The sequence below is a fragment of the Erwinia sp. L03-1 genome, assembly GCF_058686115.1.
In genome coordinates this window covers 660,357-679,923 of the sequence record NZ_CM178762.1, presented here as the reverse complement: position 1 = coordinate 679,923, position 19,567 = coordinate 660,357, and the positions used below count along the sequence as shown (strand labels likewise).

The 19,567-nt window shown below is 55.7% G+C and carries 21 protein-coding genes; 12 read left to right on the top strand and 9 right to left on the bottom strand.

All coding sequences use genetic code 11. The features are described from left to right. The first annotated feature begins 381 nt into the window (after nucleotides 1-381). From metN to proS, 6 genes are all read left to right on the top strand, one after another. Complete coding sequence (gene metN, locus AC4PCC_RS03140) at nucleotides 382-1,413, top strand: methionine ABC transporter ATP-binding protein MetN (protein ID WP_492127447.1); 1,032 nt, start codon at nucleotides 382-384, stop codon at nucleotides 1,411-1,413. After that, nucleotides 1,406-2,059: a methionine ABC transporter permease MetI gene (locus AC4PCC_RS03135; RefSeq protein WP_492126374.1), complete on the top strand. Its 654-nt coding sequence runs from the start codon at nucleotides 1,406-1,408 to the stop codon at nucleotides 2,057-2,059. The genes metN and AC4PCC_RS03135 overlap by 8 nt, the downstream gene beginning before the upstream one ends. A gap of 26 nt (nucleotides 2,060-2,085) precedes the next feature. Then, nucleotides 2,086-2,901, top strand: coding sequence for a MetQ/NlpA family lipoprotein (locus AC4PCC_RS03130; protein WP_492126373.1), 816 nt, complete (start codon nucleotides 2,086-2,088; stop codon nucleotides 2,899-2,901). Nucleotides 2,902-3,050: 149 nt separating this feature from the next. After that, nucleotides 3,051-3,455 (top strand): Rcs stress response system protein RcsF, encoded by a 405-nt coding sequence (rcsF, locus tag AC4PCC_RS03125; protein ID WP_067706283.1) that lies wholly within the window; start codon nucleotides 3,051-3,053, stop codon nucleotides 3,453-3,455. Further along, nucleotides 3,452-4,159: a tRNA (N6-threonylcarbamoyladenosine(37)-N6)-methyltransferase TrmO gene (gene tsaA / locus AC4PCC_RS03120; RefSeq protein WP_067706281.1), complete on the top strand. Its 708-nt coding sequence runs from the start codon at nucleotides 3,452-3,454 to the stop codon at nucleotides 4,157-4,159. Before rcsF ends, tsaA begins: the two co-directional genes overlap by 4 nt. Before the next feature lie 109 nt (nucleotides 4,160-4,268). Continuing rightward, nucleotides 4,269-5,987, top strand: coding sequence for a proline--tRNA ligase (gene proS, locus AC4PCC_RS03115; protein WP_492126372.1), 1,719 nt, complete (start codon nucleotides 4,269-4,271; stop codon nucleotides 5,985-5,987). 179 nt (nucleotides 5,988-6,166) lie between these two features. Here proS and arfB read toward each other — a convergent pair whose 3' ends face one another. Next, nucleotides 6,167-6,589, bottom strand: coding sequence for an alternative ribosome rescue aminoacyl-tRNA hydrolase ArfB (arfB, locus tag AC4PCC_RS03110; protein WP_067706279.1), 423 nt, complete (start codon nucleotides 6,587-6,589; stop codon nucleotides 6,167-6,169). Beyond that, nucleotides 6,586-7,140 carry a YaeQ family protein gene (locus AC4PCC_RS03105; RefSeq protein WP_345828925.1) on the bottom strand — a complete coding sequence of 185 codons (555 nt, stop codon included), beginning with the start codon at nucleotides 7,138-7,140 and terminating at the stop codon, nucleotides 6,586-6,588. Before AC4PCC_RS03105 ends, arfB begins: the two co-directional genes overlap by 4 nt. A 133-nt stretch (nucleotides 7,141-7,273) precedes the next feature. Here AC4PCC_RS03105 and AC4PCC_RS03100 point away from each other — a divergent pair, with 133 nt between their 5' ends. Then, a complete protein-coding gene (locus AC4PCC_RS03100; protein WP_067706275.1) occupies nucleotides 7,274-7,474 on the top strand; it encodes a YaeP family protein in 201 nt (66 codons plus the stop codon). After that, nucleotides 7,461-7,724 carry a Rho-binding antiterminator gene (gene rof, locus AC4PCC_RS03095; RefSeq protein WP_492126371.1) on the top strand — a complete coding sequence of 88 codons (264 nt, stop codon included), beginning with the start codon at nucleotides 7,461-7,463 and terminating at the stop codon, nucleotides 7,722-7,724. The genes AC4PCC_RS03100 and rof overlap by 14 nt, the downstream gene beginning before the upstream one ends. Before the next feature lie 43 nt (nucleotides 7,725-7,767). Here the strand turns inward: rof and AC4PCC_RS03090 are convergent, their stop codons facing one another. The 5 genes from AC4PCC_RS03090 to AC4PCC_RS03070 all read right to left on the bottom strand — a co-directional run bounded on the left by AC4PCC_RS03090 (nucleotide 7,768) and on the right by AC4PCC_RS03070 (nucleotide 12,880). After that, nucleotides 7,768-8,082, bottom strand: coding sequence for a c-type cytochrome (locus AC4PCC_RS03090; RefSeq protein ID WP_067706271.1), 315 nt, complete (start codon nucleotides 8,080-8,082; stop codon nucleotides 7,768-7,770). A gap of 11 nt (nucleotides 8,083-8,093) precedes the next feature. Continuing rightward, on the bottom strand, nucleotides 8,094-9,392 hold the full coding sequence (tilS, locus tag AC4PCC_RS03085; protein ID WP_492126370.1) for a tRNA lysidine(34) synthetase TilS: 1,299 nt from the start codon (nucleotides 9,390-9,392) through the stop codon (nucleotides 8,094-8,096). Nucleotides 9,393-9,631: 239 nt separating this feature from the next. Beyond that, entirely contained in the window at nucleotides 9,632-10,021 is a 390-nt protein-coding gene (locus AC4PCC_RS03080) for a VOC family protein (protein ID WP_492126369.1), read from the bottom strand. A gap of 91 nt (nucleotides 10,022-10,112) precedes the next feature. Continuing rightward, nucleotides 10,113-12,251 carry a lysine decarboxylase LdcC gene (locus AC4PCC_RS03075; protein WP_492126368.1) on the bottom strand — a complete coding sequence of 713 codons (2,139 nt, stop codon included), beginning with the start codon at nucleotides 12,249-12,251 and terminating at the stop codon, nucleotides 10,113-10,115. Between the two features lie 38 nt (nucleotides 12,252-12,289). Further along, a complete protein-coding gene (locus AC4PCC_RS03070) occupies nucleotides 12,290-12,880 on the bottom strand; it encodes a cupin domain-containing protein (RefSeq protein WP_492126367.1) in 591 nt (196 codons plus the stop codon). 157 nt (nucleotides 12,881-13,037) lie between these two features. On the opposite strand from AC4PCC_RS03070, the gene AC4PCC_RS03065 reads away from it, so the two are divergent. Continuing rightward, entirely contained in the window at nucleotides 13,038-13,520 is a 483-nt protein-coding gene (locus tag AC4PCC_RS03065; protein WP_492126366.1) for a YlaC family protein, read from the top strand. A gap of 39 nt (nucleotides 13,521-13,559) precedes the next feature. Here AC4PCC_RS03065 and AC4PCC_RS03060 read toward each other — a convergent pair whose 3' ends face one another. Both AC4PCC_RS03060 and AC4PCC_RS03055 read right to left on the bottom strand, forming a co-directional pair. Then, complete coding sequence (locus AC4PCC_RS03060) at nucleotides 13,560-14,969, bottom strand: aminotransferase-like domain-containing protein (protein WP_492126365.1); 1,410 nt, start codon at nucleotides 14,967-14,969, stop codon at nucleotides 13,560-13,562. A gap of 57 nt (nucleotides 14,970-15,026) precedes the next feature. Next, complete coding sequence (locus AC4PCC_RS03055; RefSeq protein ID WP_492126364.1) at nucleotides 15,027-17,156, bottom strand: putative bifunctional diguanylate cyclase/phosphodiesterase; 2,130 nt, start codon at nucleotides 17,154-17,156, stop codon at nucleotides 15,027-15,029. Nucleotides 17,157-17,703: 547 nt separating this feature from the next. Between AC4PCC_RS03055 and AC4PCC_RS03050 the strand changes: the two genes are divergently transcribed. From AC4PCC_RS03050 to AC4PCC_RS03040, 3 genes are all read left to right on the top strand, one after another. Beyond that, nucleotides 17,704-18,270 carry a spore coat protein U domain-containing protein gene (locus AC4PCC_RS03050; RefSeq protein WP_492126363.1) on the top strand — a complete coding sequence of 189 codons (567 nt, stop codon included), beginning with the start codon at nucleotides 17,704-17,706 and terminating at the stop codon, nucleotides 18,268-18,270. 71 nt (nucleotides 18,271-18,341) lie between these two features. Next, nucleotides 18,342-18,824, top strand: a complete 483-nt coding sequence (locus AC4PCC_RS03045; RefSeq protein WP_492127446.1) for a Csu type fimbrial protein — start codon at nucleotides 18,342-18,344, stop codon at nucleotides 18,822-18,824. A 23-nt stretch (nucleotides 18,825-18,847) separates the two neighbouring features. Then, entirely contained in the window at nucleotides 18,848-19,567 is a 720-nt protein-coding gene (locus AC4PCC_RS03040; protein ID WP_492126362.1) for a fimbrial biogenesis chaperone, read from the top strand.

Genomic DNA, 19,567 nt, shown 5'->3' with positions numbered 1-19,567 from the left:
ACGATCGCATTTTCACCCGGTAGCCTGACCACAACATTCCCTGTTCAGGCGTAAAGCGTCGTAGTGTGACCGTAGCATAACGTCACCGCCCCAGGCCGTGAGCGAATGCACCCAATCTGCCCGTAAGCTAATGCGACCTATCCCCCTGCGATCCAAAGCACCGTACCTGCCTGTGAGCAAATTCGCTATAAAGGACGACCCGAAGCTTTTTCAACAATGCCGCTGCGCTACGAATGGTTCATTGTGCGAGAATTCCCTGGCGGAGTAGTGAATCATACTTTGATTGATTCAGCCGTCTGGATGCCTTACCATCCACTCGCGCCCGGCGTTGCTCGGGAAGCACTTTACTTAACGCCATGGATAAACAGCAGCGCACTTAAAATGATAAAACTTTCGCACATAACTAAGGTGTTCCAGCAGGGCACACGCACCATCACGGCGCTGTCAGACGTCAGCCTGCATGTGCCTGCGGGGCAAATTTACGGCGTCATCGGCGCATCAGGGGCGGGGAAAAGCACCCTGATCCGCTGCGTTAATCTACTCGAACGCCCCACTTCCGGGTCTGTTCTGGTCGATAATCAGGAGCTCACCACGCTCTCTGAAAGCCAGCTGACCCGGGCGCGCCGCCAAATAGGCATGATTTTCCAGCATTTCAACCTGATGAACTCCCGTACCGTCGCTGGCAATGTCGCCCTGCCGCTGGAGCTGGGCAAGCTGACCAGCAGCGAGATCAAAACGCGCGTTACTGAGCTGCTGGCCCTTGTCGGCCTGGCGGACAAGCATGATGTCTGGCCGGCCAATCTTTCCGGCGGTCAGAAGCAGCGTGTTGCTATTGCCCGCGCGCTGGCCACCAATCCTAAAGTGCTGCTGTGCGATGAAGCCACCAGCGCCCTCGACCCGGCAACCACGCGCGCCATTCTTGAATTACTTAAGGACATCAACCGCCGCCTGGGCATCACCATACTGCTGATCACCCATGAGATGGATGTCGTTAAGCGCATCTGTGACGGGGTAGCGGTGATCAGCAACGGTGAGTTAATAGAGAACGATACGGTCAGCGAAGTGTTTTCGCACCCTAAGACGCCGCTGGCACAGCAGTTTATTCACTCCACGCTCCATCTGGATATTCCCGACGATTATTCGGCGCGCCTGACGGCGGATCCGCGGCCTGACGCCGTACCTTTATTGCGCCTGGAGTTCACCGGCCAGTCGGTAGATGCCCCATTACTCTCTGAGTCGGCTCGCCGTTTCAATGTGAACAACAATATTATCAGCGCGCAGATGGACTACGCGGGCGGCGTGAAGTTCGGCATTATGCTCACCGAAATGCACGGTACGGATGCTGACACGCAGGCGGCGATCAATTTTCTTAAAGAGCACCATGTAAAGGTAGAGGTACTGGGTTATGTCTGAGGCAATGGTATGGCTTCTCGGCCGGGGCGTTTGGGAAACGCTGATGATGACCTTCGTTTCCGGTTTTTTTGGTTTTGTACTGGGCCTTCCGGTCGGCGTGCTGCTTTACGTGACGCGTCCGGGGCAGATTATGTCCAACCAAAAACTCTACCGCCTCCTCTCTGCGCTGGTGAACATCTTCCGCTCCATCCCCTTTATTATTCTGTTGGTATGGATGATTCCATTTACCCGCATCATCGTCGGCACCTCCATAGGTTTGCAGGCAGCCATTGTTCCGCTGACGGTGGGGGCTGCACCCTTTATTGCCCGCATGGTGGAAAATGCCCTGCTTGAGCTCCCGTCCGGGCTGATTGAGGCTTCACGCGCCATGGGCGCCACCCCGATGCAGATCATACGCAAAGTGCTGCTGCCGGAAGCGATGCCGGGGCTGGTAAATGCAGCAACGATTACGCTGATTACGCTGGTAGGCTATTCTGCTATGGGGGGCGCAGTCGGCGCCGGGGGCCTTGGTCAGATTGGCTATCAGTATGGTTACATCGGCTATGACGCGACGGTCATGAATACGGTACTGGTGTTACTGGTGGTACTCGTTTATCTGATCCAATTCAGTGGTGACCGCATCGTTCGCGCGGTCACGCATAAATAACAGCACATTCAGATTAAGGAAGGGATATGTCTTTTAATTTTAAAACATTGGCCGCTGTAGGCGCGCTAATTGGTACGCTGGCACTGGTTGGTTGCGATCGCAAAGAAAAAGATCCTAATCATATTAAAGTTGGCGTGATCGTCGGTGCGGAGCAGCAGGTTGCTGAAGTCGCTAAGCAGGTGGCTAAAGATAAGTACGGTCTGGACGTTGAGCTGGTCACCTTTAACGATTACGTACTGCCTAATGAAGCGCTGAGCAAAGGCGATATTGACGTCAATGCTTTCCAGCATAAGCCTTATCTCGATCAGCAGATCAAGGATCGCGGCTATAAGCTGGTTTCCGTCGGCAATACTTTCGTTTATCCGATTGCGGGCTACTCTAAGAAAATCAAATCGCTGGATGAGCTACAGAATGGCGCGCAGGTCGCAATTCCTAACGACCCGACGAATCTCGGGCGTTCACTTCTGCTGTTGCAGAAAGTGGGCCTGATTAAGCTTAAAGAGGGCACCGGGCTGCTCCCAACGACTCTGGACGTGGTAGAGAACCCGAAAAATATCAAGCTGGTTGAGCTGGAAGCGCCGCAGCTCCCTCGCTCGCTGGACGATCAGCAGATCGCTCTGGCAGTCATTAATACCACCTATGCCAGCCAGATTAACCTCACCCCAGAGAAAGACGGCATTTTTGTGGAAGACAAAAACTCACCTTACGTGAATATGATTGTTGCACGTGAAGATAATAAAGATGCTGAAAACGTGAAGAAATTCGTTGAGGCGTATCACTCTGACGAAGTCAGCAACGCCGCGAGCAAAATCTTCAACGGCGGTGCGGTAAAAGGCTGGTAAAATGCCAGGATCTGCGGTTTCACTTCGGTGATAGCCGTGACGCCATTGACAAAGCGGGCGATTGCCCGCTTTATTATTTCCAGAACGCTTGTTATTACCCACCAGGGTTGCTTCAATAACGTCACTTTACCGACTATAAGGAACTTCACATGCGTGTTTTACCGCTCTGTTTGTTAGCCCTTTCGCTGACAGGGTGTTCGCTGCTGCATAAACCGTACAAACCCGTCGAGCCCTTCAAGCAAACTACGCAAACTGAGCCAGCACGCACCAAACCTGCGCCGCGCCCTGTCCCGGTAAAACTTTACACCGATGCTGGCGATCTGGTCAGTAAGCCGTTCCGCGATTTGGGCGAAGTCTATGGTGAAGATTGCCAGAACAGCGCACAGAGCTCACCGCCAAATATTACAACCGCTCGAAGAAGAATGCAGACGCGCGCGTCAACGATGAAAGCCAATGCCGTACTGCTCCATCAGTGTGAAATCGTAAGTAGTGCGCAGGGTTGCTACCGCCAGGCCGTGTGTCAGGGGTCTGCCCTGAAAGTGTCCAACCAGTGAGTGCATTTTCCTTCCAGCAAATTGGCACCCTTCGTTCCCCCTGGAAGGAAAAGTTTGCCGTTCCCCGCCAGCCGGGCCTTGTGCAGGATGGCGGTGGTGAACTTCACCTGCTCCCCCCTTACAATCAGCCCGAAGCCGTACGCGGACTGGAGGAATTTAGCCATTTATGGCTGCTGTTTGTCTTTCATCAGACGATGGAAGGGGGATGGCGCCCCACCGTACGCCCTCCGCGGCTGGGCGGCAACGCGCGGGTAGGCGTTTTTAGTACCCGTTCAACGTTTCGTCCTAACCCGGTGGGGATGTCGCTGGTCGAGCTGACCGGGATTAGAGTGGATAAAGGCAGCGTTGTGCTGGAGCTGGGAAGCCTTGACCTGGTGGATGGCACCCCCATTGTTGATATCAAACCCTATCTGCCGTTTGCAGAATCCATTCCTGATGCCCGCGCCGGATTTGCCCAACAGGCACCGGATGCGTCAATGCCGGTAACGTTCTCCCCGCTGGCGGAGCAACAGGTTGCCAGCCAGCGCCAGCGCTATCCGCACCTGGCGCGTTTTATCCGTCAGGTACTGGCCCAGGATCCTCGTCCGGCCTACCGTAAGGGCGAAGAGCCCGAGCGGGAATATGCCGCCTGGCTGCTCGATTTTAACGTTCGCTGGTGCGTGACGGGCACAGGAACTGTCGTGATCGCTGTCGATCCGCGTTAATTTATTCCCCTGCATCTTTTGAGAGTTAAAACTCGCTGGTACACTACCGTCAGCATTTTAACTGCCTGGCTTAATTCGTAAGCTTTCTGCTTAACTGGAATCGTAACTCATGCGTACTACTCAATACCTGCTCTCCACTCAGAAGGAGACGCCTGCCGACGCTGAAGTGATCAGCCATCAGCTGATGCTGCGCGCCGGGATGATCCGCAAGCTGGCATCCGGGCTTTATACCTGGCTGCCGACCGGCCTGCGCGTACTTAAAAAAGTCGAAAATATCGTGCGTGAAGAGATGAATAACGCCGGTGCAATTGAGATTTCCATGCCGGTCGTGCAGCCCGCCGATCTGTGGCAGGAAAGTGGACGCTGGGAGGAGTACGGCCCGGAACTGCTGCGCTTTGTCGATCGTGGCGATCGCCCTTTCGTGCTCGGCCCGACGCATGAGGAAGTGGTTACCGACCTGATCCGTAACGAACTGAGCTCATACAAACAGCTGCCGCTGAACGTATTCCAGATCCAGACCAAATTCCGTGATGAAGTGCGCCCTCGCTTTGGCGTGATGCGCTCACGTGAGTTTATTATGAAAGATGCCTACTCCTTTCATATTTCGCAGGCCTCTTTACAGGAGACCTACGATGCGATGTATCGTGCCTACGGCCAGAGCTTTAGCCGGATGGGGCTGGATTTCCGTGCGGTGCAGGCCGATACCGGCTCAATTGGCGGCAGCGCATCCCATGAGTTTCAGGTGCTGGCGAAAAGCGGTGAGGACGATATCGTCTTCTCTACCGAATCGGATTATGCGGCCAACATTGAGCTGGCAGAGGCCGTCGCTCCTGCCGGTGGTCGTCCGGACGCCACTCAGGAACTGAATGAGATTGACACGCCAGAGGCGAAAACTATCGCTGCGCTGGTTGAACAGTTCGGTCTGCCGATCCAAAAAACCGTGAAGACGCTGCTGGTGAAGGCGGCTGCGGAAAGCGGCCACTCGCTGGTTGCCCTGCTGGTGCGCGGCGATCATGAGCTGAACGGAATCAAAGCTGAGAAAATTGATATCGTTGCCGCGCCGCTGACCTTTGCCACTGAGGAAGAGATCCGCGCGGCTATCGGTGCAGGCCCGGGTTCACTTGGCCCGGTAGGCCTGTCACTGCCGGTGGTGGTTGACCGCACCGTGGCGGCCATGAGCGACTTCTGTGCAGGTGCCAATATTGACGGCAAACACTTTACCGGCATCAACTGGCAGCGCGATCTGCCGCTGCCGCGCGTGGCGGATATCCGCAACGTCGTCGAGGGCGATGCCAGTCCGGATGGTAAGGGAACGCTGCTGATCAAGCGCGGCATTGAAGTGGGCCATATCTTCCAGCTCGGCACCAAATACTCCGAAGCGATGAAAGCCTCTGTGCAGGGTGAAGACGGCCGTAACCAGGTTCTGTCTATGGGCTGTTATGGCATCGGCATCAGCCGCATTGTTGCGGCGGCAATTGAACAGAACCATGACGACCGTGGAATTATCTGGCCTGCGGCGCTGGCACCTTTCCAGGTGGCGATCCTGCCAATGAACATGCACAAATCCTTCCGCGTGAAGGAGCTGGCGGAGGAGCTTTACGCCCAGCTGCGTGCGAAAGGCATTGAGGTTATCCTCGACGACCGTAAAGAGCGCCCGGGCGTGATGTTCGCCGACATGGAGCTGATTGGCGTGCCACATACGATTGTCATTGGCGACCGTAACCTGGACAGCGAAGAGATTGAGTATAAATCCCGTCGCGAAGGGGAAAAACGCATGATTAAGACCGGCGAAATCCTTGATTTCCTGTTAGCTGAAATCGACGGCTAAGCCCTCTCCGTGGCAGGCTGCTGATGCAGCCTGCCACGCTCATACCCACTCACCGTAACGTCTTCTCCACACCCCAGTCTGCCCAGCACGCAACGCGTCCGCTACTTCAGCGCGCCACGCTTTTCCGCGCAACGCATCCGTTATTCCGGTGCGCCACGCTTTTCCGCGCAACGCATCCGTTATTCCGGTGCACCACGCATTTTCCCGCGCATTGATTTTGTTGTCGCCTTACGCGCCTTGCCTTCCAGACGGCGTTTCTTTGACGCCAGCGTCGGTCGGGTTGCGCGTCGCTTTTTCTCCACCACGGTCAGTTCCTGGATCAAATTTCCCAGACGCTTCAACGCCGCTTCGCGGTTCATCTCCTGGCTGCGATACTCCTGGGCCTTGATGATCACCACGCCTTCCGGGGTGATCAAATGATGACTGGTGGCCGTCAGCCGCTCTTTGTAAAATTCCGGCAGGCTGGATGCGCGAATATCAAAGCGCAGGTGGATCGCCGTAGAGCTTTTATTAACGTGCTGTCCACCCGCACCCTGCGCCCGAATCGCCGTTATCTCCAGCTCACTGTCCGGAATGGTGACGTTATTAGAGATAACTATCATGCCAGCTTGCCGTTGATTAACCAGTCGGTAAAGTGCAGCTCCAGATGATGCTGGTCGTCAGAGAGCCAGATCGCGCCATCCTGCACCGTAGCCTGTAACGTCATCGAACGCGAAGCAAGTTGGGTAAGCGCTTTCAGCTGCTCGTCATCGAGGAAACGGATGGTGAGGTTATCCTGCTGCGCCAGTTTATTCTGGTTCTGCTGCCACCAGATTTGCGCCGCGCGACTGGTGTACGTGTACAAAAATACCCGGGCAGAACGGTTACAGGCCTTTTTGATGCGGCGCTCGTCCGGCAGGCCCAGCTCGACCCATACCTCAATGCCGTTATGGTCGTTCATCAGCCAGATTTCAGGCTCATCCTCTGCACTCAGCCCACGGGTAAATGTGAGCCGCTCATCGGCGTTGACCAGCCACGCCAGCAGGCGCAGCATCAGGCGCTCTTCCGTTTCAGACGGATGACGGGCCAGGGTGAGACTGGCGTCGAGATAAACGTTTCTGTCCATATCCGCAACGTTCACCGTCGCCTTGTAGATGGTCGCTTTGAGTGCCATAAAGATCCTTATCTTGATTGACCGCCATTGTAACCCGATGACACCGCAAATGACCTGTTGCCAGGCTGATTTCATGTAAAAGCCTGTGTTATAGTCGCTAAATCGCCAGAGAAAACTCTGTCAGGAGGTGCATGTGCAAAAGTATTGTGAATTAGTCCGCCGTAAATACGCTGAAATAGGCAGTGGCGAACTGGGATACGTGCCGGACGCATTAGCGTGCGTATTGAAAGCACTCAACGAGGTAGCGGCTAATACTGAGCTACACTCTTCCATCAGGGAACAGGCAGCGTTTGCTGCTGCTAACTTATTGGTGAGCGATTATGTTGACGAATGAAGCCTACAGACCTATCAACTGTGATGATTACGACAACCTGGAACTCGCCTGCCAGAAAAGCTGGACGCTATCGCTTGAACTTAAAAATGGCGAGCAGCTTAGTGCCAGGGCCACCGATATGGTGTCACGTAAGAATGTGGAGTTTCTGGCCATCGATCTCTCCGGTGAAGTCCGCGAGCTGCGCCTGGACCACATCGCCAGCTTCACCCATCCGGAGCTGGGTACCGTCGTGGTCAGCGAGTCTGATTAAGCGTCATGCGGGCGGACGCTATTCCGCCCGCATGACGGCCCTTTCACGGCTTCATGCTGGCATACCATGCAGCCAAATCGTCAATATCTTTATCGTTTAAACCTGCCACAAACGCCTTCATCACTTCTGCCTGACCGCCATTACGTTCCCCTTTTTTATAGGCCTGTAGCGCATGAGCCAGATAGTCAGCATTCTGCCCGGCGAGGTTAGGATAGAGCGCCACCTGCGCCTTACCCTGCGCGCCATGGCATCCCTGACAGCTTGCTGCCTTCTGCGCGCCCGCCTGAGCATCGCCCTGTGCCAGCGCCGGTAGCGTTAAGCTCGCCAGAAATAGCATGAGTAATATTTTTCTTATCATGTTGTCTGCTCTTATTTTTTCCAGTGTATTTTCCATACCTTTTCCGATAAAGGTTCCCCCTCGCGGGTAACCCTGACCCCGGCGGCCGCGACAAAGCGCTCACCGTAAAAAATCAGCGGCGTACGCCCTCGCTGCCAGGGGGGGATATCCCACTCCTGCCAGAGCTTTTTCAGCGAGCGACTTCCGGCCCGGCCGGGAATATGGAATTGTCCCGGGGCCTGAAAACGAACGGTGACCTTTTCTCCCTCTTCCGGCGTACGCACTGCAAGGCCTTCGGTACCCGTTAACAGCTGCCCCAGGCCGTCGGGTAGCGTTAGCGGCTCCCAGGGGGAAGGCCAGTCAATAACGTCATCGCGCACGGCGTTACTGAGCACAAGCCAGTAAAGCCTGTCCCGGAAGCGTCGTACTTCAAACCGGCCAAGTACCAGTCGCGGCGCGGCGTCTTCGCGGCTACAGGCAACCTCCTGCCAGATACGCTGCAAAGCATCACGAGACGGCATCAGCCCTCCCTGCCCCGCGACCCAGCGACGCAACAGCGCGCTGCGTCGCGCGTCGCTCATCTCCGCCAGCGGGGGAAAGGTTAGCGCCCCGTCCGCCGTGACTAAATGCGATAATGACTCTGCCAGCAGCTCGTCCAGCAGCTGCTCCTGTTCGCCACACAGAGCTGCGCTGCGGGAAACGGCCTGTGAAAAGTGCGGCCAGCGTGCCGTCAGCAGGGGAAGCACGGCCTGCCGCAGAAAATTGCGGTCATAGCGCTGGTCCTGATTGCTCTCATCCTCGATCCAGCTCAGCTGATGGTCAGCCGCCCAGGTCTCGAGCTGTTCTCGCGTGTGTGAGAGCAGCGGGCGCAAATGTGCATGGCCTGCCAGCGAGGCATGCAGCGGCATGGCAGCCAGTCCGGCTGGCCCGCTTCCGCGCTTAAGCGCCAGCAGCAGCGTTTCACACTGATCGTTTTGATGCTGGGCGGTCACCAGGCACTCGCCCGGCTGGATATGCTGTTTAAACGCATCGTAACGCGCAGTCCGGGCGGCCGCTTCTACACCCATTTGCCGACTGTTCACCTGCACCTGTACCACCTCGAGCGGCACCTGCCACTGCAGGCACTGCTGGCGACAGCGGTCGGCCCACTTATCCGCAAACGGGCTGAGCCCGTGATGGACGTGTATCGCTCTTAGCTGGAGATCGGGAAGCTGCCTGCGCAACAGAACCAGTTGATGGAGCAGCACGCTGGAATCAAGGCCGCCGCTGTAGGCCACCAGCAGGCGTTGATGTCCGGCAAGATGCAGTTGAGGAAGAAGCGAGACTGGCATGAGGATCCCACGATTCACGTTAAAACCCGGCCCTCTCAGACCGGGGGCGTCGGAGGCTATTTTACGCATGGTCAGGCGTTCACAGCAAATCCTCAACGAGCCTGAGGGAGTATTTAATACCGTGCCAGCGCCTGTCACCGCCCATGATTCATTACGCAAAAGCCAACGACAGCGGCAGACACTGGCAACCATTTATTACGCCTGATACAGCTACGGTACCAGACATCGCCCGACATTTATTACGCCTGATACAGCTCCAGCGGCAGGCCGTCCGGATCGGCAAAAAAGGTGTAACGCTTATCGGTAAGCGGGTCCACGCGGATCTCCTCGCAGTTCACTCCTTTCGCTTCCAGCTCACGCTTTGCAGCGTCGATATCCGCGACGCTGAAAGCCAGATGGCGAAGACCGCAGGCTTCAGGCTGCGTGGGCCGCGCAGGCGGTTGGGGAAAGGAGAACAGCTCGATAACGTAGTTGCCGTTTAGCGCCAGGTCGCCTTTCCACGAGTCGCGGGCCTCACGGTAAACTTCGTCCATCAGCGTAAAGCCCAGCAGGTCGCAATAAAATGCCTTACTGGTTTCATAATGGCTGGCGATGATGGCGATATGGTGGATCTGCCTGATACCTAACATAGTGCTCTCTTGATGATGAATTTGACCTTTTACGCTACGCGGAAATGCCCGGAATGAGAATGGCAAAATTCCGCGAAGACGTGGCTACCGATTATGACTTGAGCACCCGCACCAGATACTGGCCTTCCCCGGTCAATGTTGCGCCGTGAATATCCGTTTCGAAGCCCGGATAGTGACGGCCAATGGTGCAGAGCATCAGCAGAAAATCGAGCACCGCGCGGCTCTCTTCGGTGATCATCTCCCCTGGCATCACCACCGGGACGCCCGGCGGATAGGGCAGGATCATATTGGCAGAAACGCGTCCCACCAGTTCGCTGATATCCACCGTTTCGACATTACCACGGACCTGCTGCTGGAACATCTGGTGGGGCGTCATTTTCATTTCCGGCAGCGTCGCAAAGGCCTGTAGCATCAGGCGCGGCAGATCGTGCTCGCTGATGAGCCGGTGGATCCCCTGAGCCAGCGTCTGGATGCGCATGGTTCGGTAGAAGTCAGGATCTTCGGCATAGAGATCCGGCAGCATATTCTTCACCCGCAGGTTGAGATCGTAGGCGCGCTTAAATTCAGCCAGCCCGCGCAACACGCTCATCGCCTTGGTTTTATCAATGCCAATACTGAACAGGAACAGCAGGTTATAGGGGCCGGTCTTTTCAACCACCACCCCACGTTCGTCCAGATATTTCGCCACCAGCGCTGCCGGGATGCCTTCCTCCGCCATTTCACCCTGCTCACTCATCCCGGGGGTGAGAATGGTCACTTTGATCGGATCGAGGTACATATGATCCGCATCGGCATCCATAAAGCCGTGCCACTCCTCTTCGCCCGGCTGAATGGGCCAGCATTCAGGTTGGTCAACGCCATCTGGCTGCCAGATATCAAAGAACCAGCCGTCGCACTCTTCGCGCAGCCGCTGGATCTCGCGGCGGAAGTGCAGCGCGCGCTCAACCGAGCGGTTAATCAATCGCTTACCGGGGTTACCCCGCAGCATGGCCGCCGCCGTTTCTATCGACGCCACGATGGAGTAATTCGGCGAGGTCGTGGTATGCATCATGTAGGCTTCGTTAAAGGTGTGTTCGTCGTACTCCCCCTTAATGTGGATCAGTGAAGCCTGGGAAAAGGCCGCCAGCAGCTTATGCGTGGACTGCGTTTCGTAAATAACCTTGCCCGGCGTACGTTCACCGCTCATGCCGCTCAGGCCGTTATAGATTGGGTGGAAATTGGTATAGGGCACCCAGGCAGAATCAAAGTGGATGGAGGGGACCTCCAGCGTCTCTTTAATATACTGGGTGTTATAGAGCAGACCATCGTAGGTCGAATTGGTGATCACCGCGTGCACCGGCCAGCTGGCACGCTCGGTCTGGGCCACCTTCAGCGCGATGCTCTCTTTGGTGAACTCCCGTTTGGGGATCCCGCCGAGGATCCCCAGCGCGTTACGCGTGGGTTTCAGCCAGATTGGAATAATGTCGCTCATCATCAGCAAATGAGTCAGTGATTTATGGCAGTTACGATCCACCAGCACCGTACTCCCGGCCGGGGCCGCATACATACCGACGATTTTATTTGATGTCGAGGTGCCGTTAGTCACCATATAGCTCTGCTCAGCACCAAAGGTACGTGCAATATACTCTTCCGCCTCCAGGTGGGGGCCGGTGTGATCCAGCAGCGATCCCAGTTCAGTCACCGAGATAGAGATATCCGCCTTCAGGGTGTTAGCACCGTAAAAGTCATAGAACAGCGTGCCAACCGGGCTTTTTTGAAATGCGGTTCCGGCCATATGTCCCGGCGTGCAGAAGGTGTATTTTCCCTCTTTCGCATAGTTAAACAGCGCCTTTGTCAGCGGCGGGGTGATGGTATCAATATATTCATCCGTATACTGGCGGATGCGTTGGGCAATCTCTTCTGCGCCCCCCAGGCCATATTCAAAGAACCAGATGGCCATGCGCATCTCATTGATGCTCACATCCAGGGTGGAATGGGTGTTGATAAAGGCATAAAGCGGCAGGTATTCATTTAACTGGTTGATCTCACTACAGAGATCGAGGCTGTGTTCATCCCAGTCGAAAATCACGCCGCAGATACGGGGATTGTGTTCAATCAGCTTGAGCAGGTCGTTACCGTCTTTCGGATAAATTGTCTTAAAGCCCCGGATATTCAATACGTTATCAAGTTCACGGATAGGTTCATCTTTATAGAAGACGTTCTGCGGTCCTACGATCGCAATGATATTCAATGTTCACCTCTGATTCTGTCATTAATGCTTTACTGCCGTTATTCGCGCACGTCCAGAGGATGCCAAATCTCCGTCACCGCCCCTTCACCGCCGGTGAGCGGATCCTGCTGCGGCAGCGGGACACGGCTGATATCCACAACGGACTGAGGCATTAAAGCTGGGTCATCCCGTCGCGTTTCAGGCTGCATACCGCGTGGGTACGCCCCCACCGCGAAAAAGTCCTCGGTGGCGGAAAGCTGCTGATGTCCCACGCCCGCCGGGATCAGTACCGCATCGCCCGCCTGAACGGTGACCACCCTGCCCGTTTCTCCGCCAAACAGGACCTGCGCCCGACCCGCTGCGATGCCCAGCAGTTCGTGGGTATTAGGGTGATAATGTGTCCAGGGATAGATCGGGTAGCGCCAGCGCGGCAGCCAGTGGTGAGCGGTAAACAGATCTTCAAAATAGCGGGCAATATCCCCGACGTCTTCCGGCACCACCTGCGGATAAATAATCAGCGGTAAAAGGTTGTTCGGCACCTCAGGCGCCGGCTGAAAGGTCAGATGTTGTGGATTGTTCGACGCCCCGGCGGAAAAGGTGCCAGCGGCAAAGGACATCATAGCGAGCAAATTTCCAGCATGCGGCAGCATAGGGCATCTCCTGAGATCGGGTTCGGAAGTATAGTAAGAGATCCCGCGCACTGCTCCAGGAATAATGACAACTGTTATACCTGAATTATCGCAAACTGTGTCTGTCATGACTTTACCCACTGTGGTCTACTAATAACAATAACGAGTGAGGTATAACGTGAACGATATTAAACAAATCCTGCTGCGTGAAATTGATACCCTGAACCGCGAGGAGCGACGTGATAACAAGCCGCGCTTCAGCTTTAATTTTCTGAAAAGTCACCCGGGTCTGTGGGTCTCTATGTACGTCTGCTATGCCCTGACGGTGGCGCTGATTTTCACCACGGAATTTCTGGGCTGGCCCGCTTTCTGGGGCGCTACGCTGTTCGTTTTACTGATGAGCGGCCTGATGATGCTGGATATCAATCCCCGCTACCGCTTTGAAGATATTGATACGCTCGATCTGCGCGTTTGCTATAACGGCGAGTGGTATTACGTGCGTACGCTTTCTGACACCGCCATAGCGGAAATTATGCAAAGCTCGCAGGTGCCTGAGCGGGTGAAGGAGGGGATCAGGAAGCTGCTGACCCTGAAAGGCGAAGTGGATTTCTATGACGTCTACCATCTGACCTGGGGCCAGCAGCGCGCCTCTGCCGTCTGACCTCTCACAGGCCAGCTTGCCTGCTGGCCCATAAAGCGCTCACAGCATTGCCGCAATCAGCTTACCCAGCGTCGCGACGGCGGCCTCCTGTGCTTCCCCCCATGCCCAGGCGGTATTAAAGCGGAAATAGTTAGCGTACTGCTCGCCGGAAGAGAACATTTTACCTGGCGCGATGCTGATGTTGTACTCAAGCGCGCGGGTATAAAGCAGGGTGGTATTCACCTGTTTAGGCAGTTCAATCCACAAGAAATAGCCGCCCTGGCTGTCATTGATTCTGGCGGCGGCGGGCAGATGCCGTCGGAGTGACTGACGGGCCAGATTTTTACGCTGCTCCAGCGACTGGCGCAGACGCCGCAGATGGCTGTCATAGCTCCGGGTGCCCAGATAGTTGGCCAGCGCCAGCTGCATAGGCGCACTGGTAGCCAGCGTACTCATCAGCTGTAGCTGCTGGATCTTTTTGGCATGTTTGCCCGCCGCGACCCATCCCACGCGGAACCCCGCAACCAGATTTTTAGAGAAGGACGAGCAGTGCAGCACATCGTTCTGGCTATCAAACGCCTTTGCGGGCAGCGGTTTTTCACTGCCAAAGTAGAGTTCGCTGTAAACATCATCTTCAATCAGGGCGACCCGATGCTCCGCCAGTAGCGCCACCAGCTGCTGCTTTTTTTCGCGACTCAGCGTACAGCCAACCGGGTTCTGCTGGTTGGTCATCATCCAGCAGGCTTTTATCGGCCAGCGCGCCAGCGCCCGCGCCAGCTCATCAAGATCCATCCCGAGGCGGGGATCGGTCGCAATGGCGACGGCCTTCAGCTTCAGGCGCTCAATAACCTGTAGCGCACCATAAAAGCAGGGATTTTCAATTACCACCCAGTCACCCGGTTCGGTCACCGCCTGCATACTGAGGTTCAGTGCCTCCATTGCGCCATTGGTGATCACAATCTCATCCGGAGAAACGGCAATCCCCTGTAGGGCGTAGCGCTGCGCCAGCGTTTTACGCAGCGTTTCATTGCCGGGCGGCAGATTATTTATCGCATCTGCTGGAGTCAGAGAGTGCGACACGGCGCTGAGTGAGCGCATCAGCTGCCGCTGGGGGAAAAGTTCAGGGTCGGGGAAAGCGGAACCGAAGGGGACGATCTGCGGGCAGCGACCGGCCTGAAGCACGTCGAAAATAAAGGCGTTAATGTCGACCGACTCCGCCAGCTGCACTTTTTGATGGCCAACCGGCTGGCTGAGGAATTCTGCGCGCGGTGCGACAAAGTAGCCTGACTGTGGCCGGGAGCGGATCCATCCCTGGCTCTCCAGCACCTGATAGGCGTGCATCACCGTCATCAGACTCATGCCGCTGAGCGCAACCTGTTCACGCAGCGAGGGCAGTTTCTCTCCCGGCAGCCAGATTTCTGCCGCGATTTGCTGGGTAATACGATCGATAAGCCGCTGATATTTTGCCAAAACCGTTACCGACTCCTTGAGGATTACTGGCGGTTATTATAGGCACGGCGTACGCATTTAGACAGTGTCCGGCAGGGCTGGCCGGCTCTTTTTCCCCGGCTCAGAAGGTTGCGCCTCTTTTTGATCGGTGACCACATTTCGTCTGAGTTGTGGCACCTGCCCGGCAGGTACCGGGCGACCCAGAAGATAGCCCTGGAGCGAATCACAGCCCAGCCGGGTCAAAAATGCCTGCTGCTCCTGCGTTTCAACGCCCTCGGCCACCACTTTCAGATTCAGCGTCTGCGCCAGTGCAACGATGGCGGTGATAATCGTGGCGTCACCACTTTGCGGCCGCAGTTCGCTCACGAACGCACGATCGATTTTCAGTTCGCTGGCCGGTAGCCGCTTCAGATAAAGCAGGCTGGAGTAGCCGGTACCAAAATCATCAATAGACGTTTTGATACCCAGTGCAGCCAGCTCGGTCAGAATACGGATGCTCTCCTCTGGCTCACGCATTGCGGTTGTTTCGGTCACCTCCAGCGTCAATAACTCTGCCGGAATATGATACTCCGCCAGCGCCCGGGTGATGGTTTCTACCAGACCGACCTGTTCAAACTGCACGGTGGAGAGGTTAACCGCCGCGGACCAGCGCGGATCCTCTGCAAGATGCCAGATTCGCAGCTGGCGACAGGCCTCGTTAATCACCCAGTTACCCAGGCTTACGATAAGGCCGGTTTTTTCCGCCACCGGCAGGAAGACATCCGGCATAAGCAGCCCGCGCTGCGGATGCTGCCAGCGGATCAGCGCCTCAAAACCGAGGATCTGCCCATCCGTTGCGCCATATTTAGGCTGATAAAAGAGGCGCAGCTCATTGTTTGCGATAGCCAGCCACAGATCGTTTATCAGCTGTAGCTGATTCTGCGCCAGCGTGTTCATGGATGGCTGAAAAAAGCTGTAGCCATTGCGCCCATTCTTTTTGGTGTGGTACATCGCCGCATCGGCATTAAACATCAGCTCGCGCTCGTCCCGACCGTCCCCAGGGAAAACGGCGATCCCAATACTCAGGGAAACCAGCAGTTCGTAAAGGGAGAGGGTAAAGGGCACACCAATCGCTTTGACCAGCCTGTCGGCGACGACGGCAGCATCATTGGGTTCGCTTATTTCCAGCAGCAACACAAATTCATCGCCCCCGATTCTTGCCAGCGTATGAAGGTATTTGAGCTGGGCGTTCATTCTGTCAGTCACGGCGATCAGCAGATTATCGCCGGTATGGTGACCAAACGCGTCGTTTACCCCCTTAAAGCCGTCGAGATCCATAAACATCACCGCAAAGGTACTCTCTTCACGAATGGCTTTAGCCAGGGCCTGCTTCAGACGGTCTTCCAGCAGAATACGGTTTGGCAGCCGGGTAAGATTGTCATGTAGCGCCAGCTGAGCCAGCTCCCGGTTGGCTTCCGCCAGGGAAGAGGCCAGCACCGAGGTTCGCGACTGAAGCCGGGCATCCAGCGTGGAGACCACCAGCGCAATACCGAGAATGGATAACGTCACCACGGTGACCACCACCGCCAGCCACTGACTGTTTACGCCCTGCCCGGTCGCATGGCTGTTCATGGGGAAATTCGCGGCGGCCATACCGGTGTAGTGCATCCCGGCGATAGCTCCGCCCATCACCATCGCCGCGCCGGCCCGCAGCAGCCCGAGTCGCCCATTCCCCTGACGCAGCCTGAATGCCAGCCACAAAGCCACCACCGAGGCCAGCAACGCGATAACCACCGACACCACTACCCAGCGCCAGTTCCAGTCGATGCCCGGTGCCAGCATCAGAGCTGCCATGCCAATGTAGTGCATGGAGGCGACGCCGCTACCGAGCACCAGTGCGCCAATAATCAGCCGCCCGAGCGTAAGCTGACCATAACAGACAATCCACAGCGCAAAAATCGATGCGGCAATGGCAACCGCCATAGAGATAACCGTCAGGCTGGGGTCATAGCTCATTGCCATTGCAAGATCCATCGCCAGCATGCCGATAAAATGCATTGACCAGATGCCAATTCCCATTGCAAACCCGCCGCCAATCAGCCAGAACGTTTCGGCTTTTCCCGTCGTGGTGGTTACCCTGCCCGCCATATCCAGCGCGGTATAGGAGGCGAGAAAGGCAACGGCCACGGAAGCGATGACCATCAGCGGGTCCCAGGAACTCATAAGCATAGGTGGATCTCGGTTTTTGCAGCCAGTAGCGTGGCGCTGATTTATTAAACAAAACTTTCTTAATTCTTACCAATACCCCTTTATCTCACGCGCAAAACAGGACCATTGTTAACCGGAATATAAATATAGAGGGCTGGCCTGACTTAATGACTTTACCTGCCCGGGTCGGCACGCGTGGTTTTAAAATTTTGTGGTACGGCTTAATCGCTCACAGAACATACCACGCTCTTCAAATATTTACTTTACGATAATAAGATAATTCTTAAAAATGGCCATTTTCTCCCACTATCCGTGGCCTGGGACGTATAAAACTTTTTCCCTTCGCAGCAGCAAATATTATTTTTTCTTGCGGCTGTTCACGTATCCCTTAGTTGTTATATAGTAAAGAAAACCCTATATATTACGCTGCTGCTGATGCGAAGAAACGCGCTTTACGGCCATTTATTAAAACTAATACATTATTTTTTCTTTAAATATTACGGTAATTTGTTCACTTTTACATCAGGCGAAAAAGCACTTTCATCGATCTAATCAGTAAGGAATGGTTATGAAACTGAAGCTTTTTCTGCTGGGTTGCGCACTGAGCGCTGGCACGGTGACGTCCGGTTTTACCGCTACCACGACGGGCACCATTAACGCCACGCTGGTGCTCACTACCGGCTGCCTTGTCAACGGCCAGTCGGCTACCACAGGCGTTAATTTCGGTACTCTGGACTTTGGTAGCAGCGCAGGGACCTTTGATACGCTCAACGCCACCTTAGTTGGCTCGCTGGGTAACGGTATCTTCGTTCGCTGCACCACGGGTCAGACCTACAATGTTCAGCTCACCAGCAGTAATGAAGCACCGGCTACCGTTTATGGTGCCGTCACCGCGCAGCCGCGCTATCTGGTTCTGGGCAGTGATGCGACTCAGGGAATAGCCTATACCCTGTATGGCAGCACCGCTTACACCACTCCCATCGCAAACAATGCCAATCTGGTCAATACGGGCACCACCGATCCGGTCAACGGCGATAATTATCCTGTTTATGGCCGGGTGAGCGGCGGTGGGTTTAACGCCGCGATCCCCGCGGGAACCTACACGGATACGATTAACGTCGCCGTGAATTACTGATTGTTACTGAAGGGGAACGCCTTGTGTTGGCGTGGCTGAAAACCGGAGCCTGGCTGGCGGGTGCGTTCTGCATGTTACTCAGCGTTATCAGCAACCCTGCGTGGCCACTTCCGACACAGACCTTTGAGATCAGCGCATCGATTGTTAACGGTTGTGTGATTTCCGGTACCAACACTGCCGTATTGGGTGCGCTGAACTTCGGCACACTACCGGGCGTAGGCAGCAGGTCGGCCAGTGCCAGCCTGACGCAAAATGCTGCGTTTACGCTGGCCTGTACGCCCGGCACCACGCTGAATTTGAGCATTGACGGCGGCGCGCATTATTCCACGACCCGGAATATGCAGGTGGCGAATAATACCAATCTGATTGGCTACTCGCTTTACACCAACGCCAACCACAGTGCCGTCAGCGCAATCCCGGTGAGTCAGAATGTGGCGCTGGCCTTCAGTAATGCCAATAACATCACCCTGCCGGTTTACGGTCTGGTGCAGCTCAGCGGAGTCAACCGTGCCGGCACCTACAGCGATACCCTGACGGTAACGCTGAGCTGGTGAGAAAGGGAAAACGAGAAGCATATATGAATAGGTTACCTCTTATTGCGCTGTTTTTTTGCCTGATCGGCGGCGCATTTTTATCACCCGTCCGGGCGGGTAATTCGGTACTGATCTGGCCCATCGATCCCAAAATCCCCAGTGGGGATAAGGCGACAGAGCTATGGATTGAGAACCGGGGCGGGGCGACCACGCTTATGCAGGTCAGGATTTTTAACTGGCAGCAGATTGATGGCAAAGAGCAGTATCAGACGCAGCAGAGCGTGGTGGCCAGCCCGCCGCTGGTCAGAATCGAGCCTGGGCAAAAGCAGCTGGTACGCCTGATCAATCAGGTCCCGCCGCCGCCGGGCAAAGAAATGGCCTGGCGTGTGGTACTGGATGAAATTCCCACCCCTCAGAGCCAGGCACCGAATCAGGCCGGACTGAACTTCCAGATGCGCTACTCCGTGCCGCTGTTTACCTACGGCCAGGGCCTCTCTGCGGATACTGCCCAGCCTGCGTTAAGCTGGCGGGTGATCACCCAGGACGGCCATAGCGCGTTGAGAATTACCAACAGTGGAAAAGGTCACGCCCGTCTGAGCAAAGTTAGCCTGGGCGGTCGCACGCTATCGAATAGCCTGTTTGGCTACGTGCTGGCCAGTGCCAGCAACACTTTCCCACTGAACTTTCCGGCCTCCAATAGCGCGGAGCTGCGCGCCGAGCTGGATAATAATAAAAGCTGGCGCAGCACTGGCTCGCCACGCTAA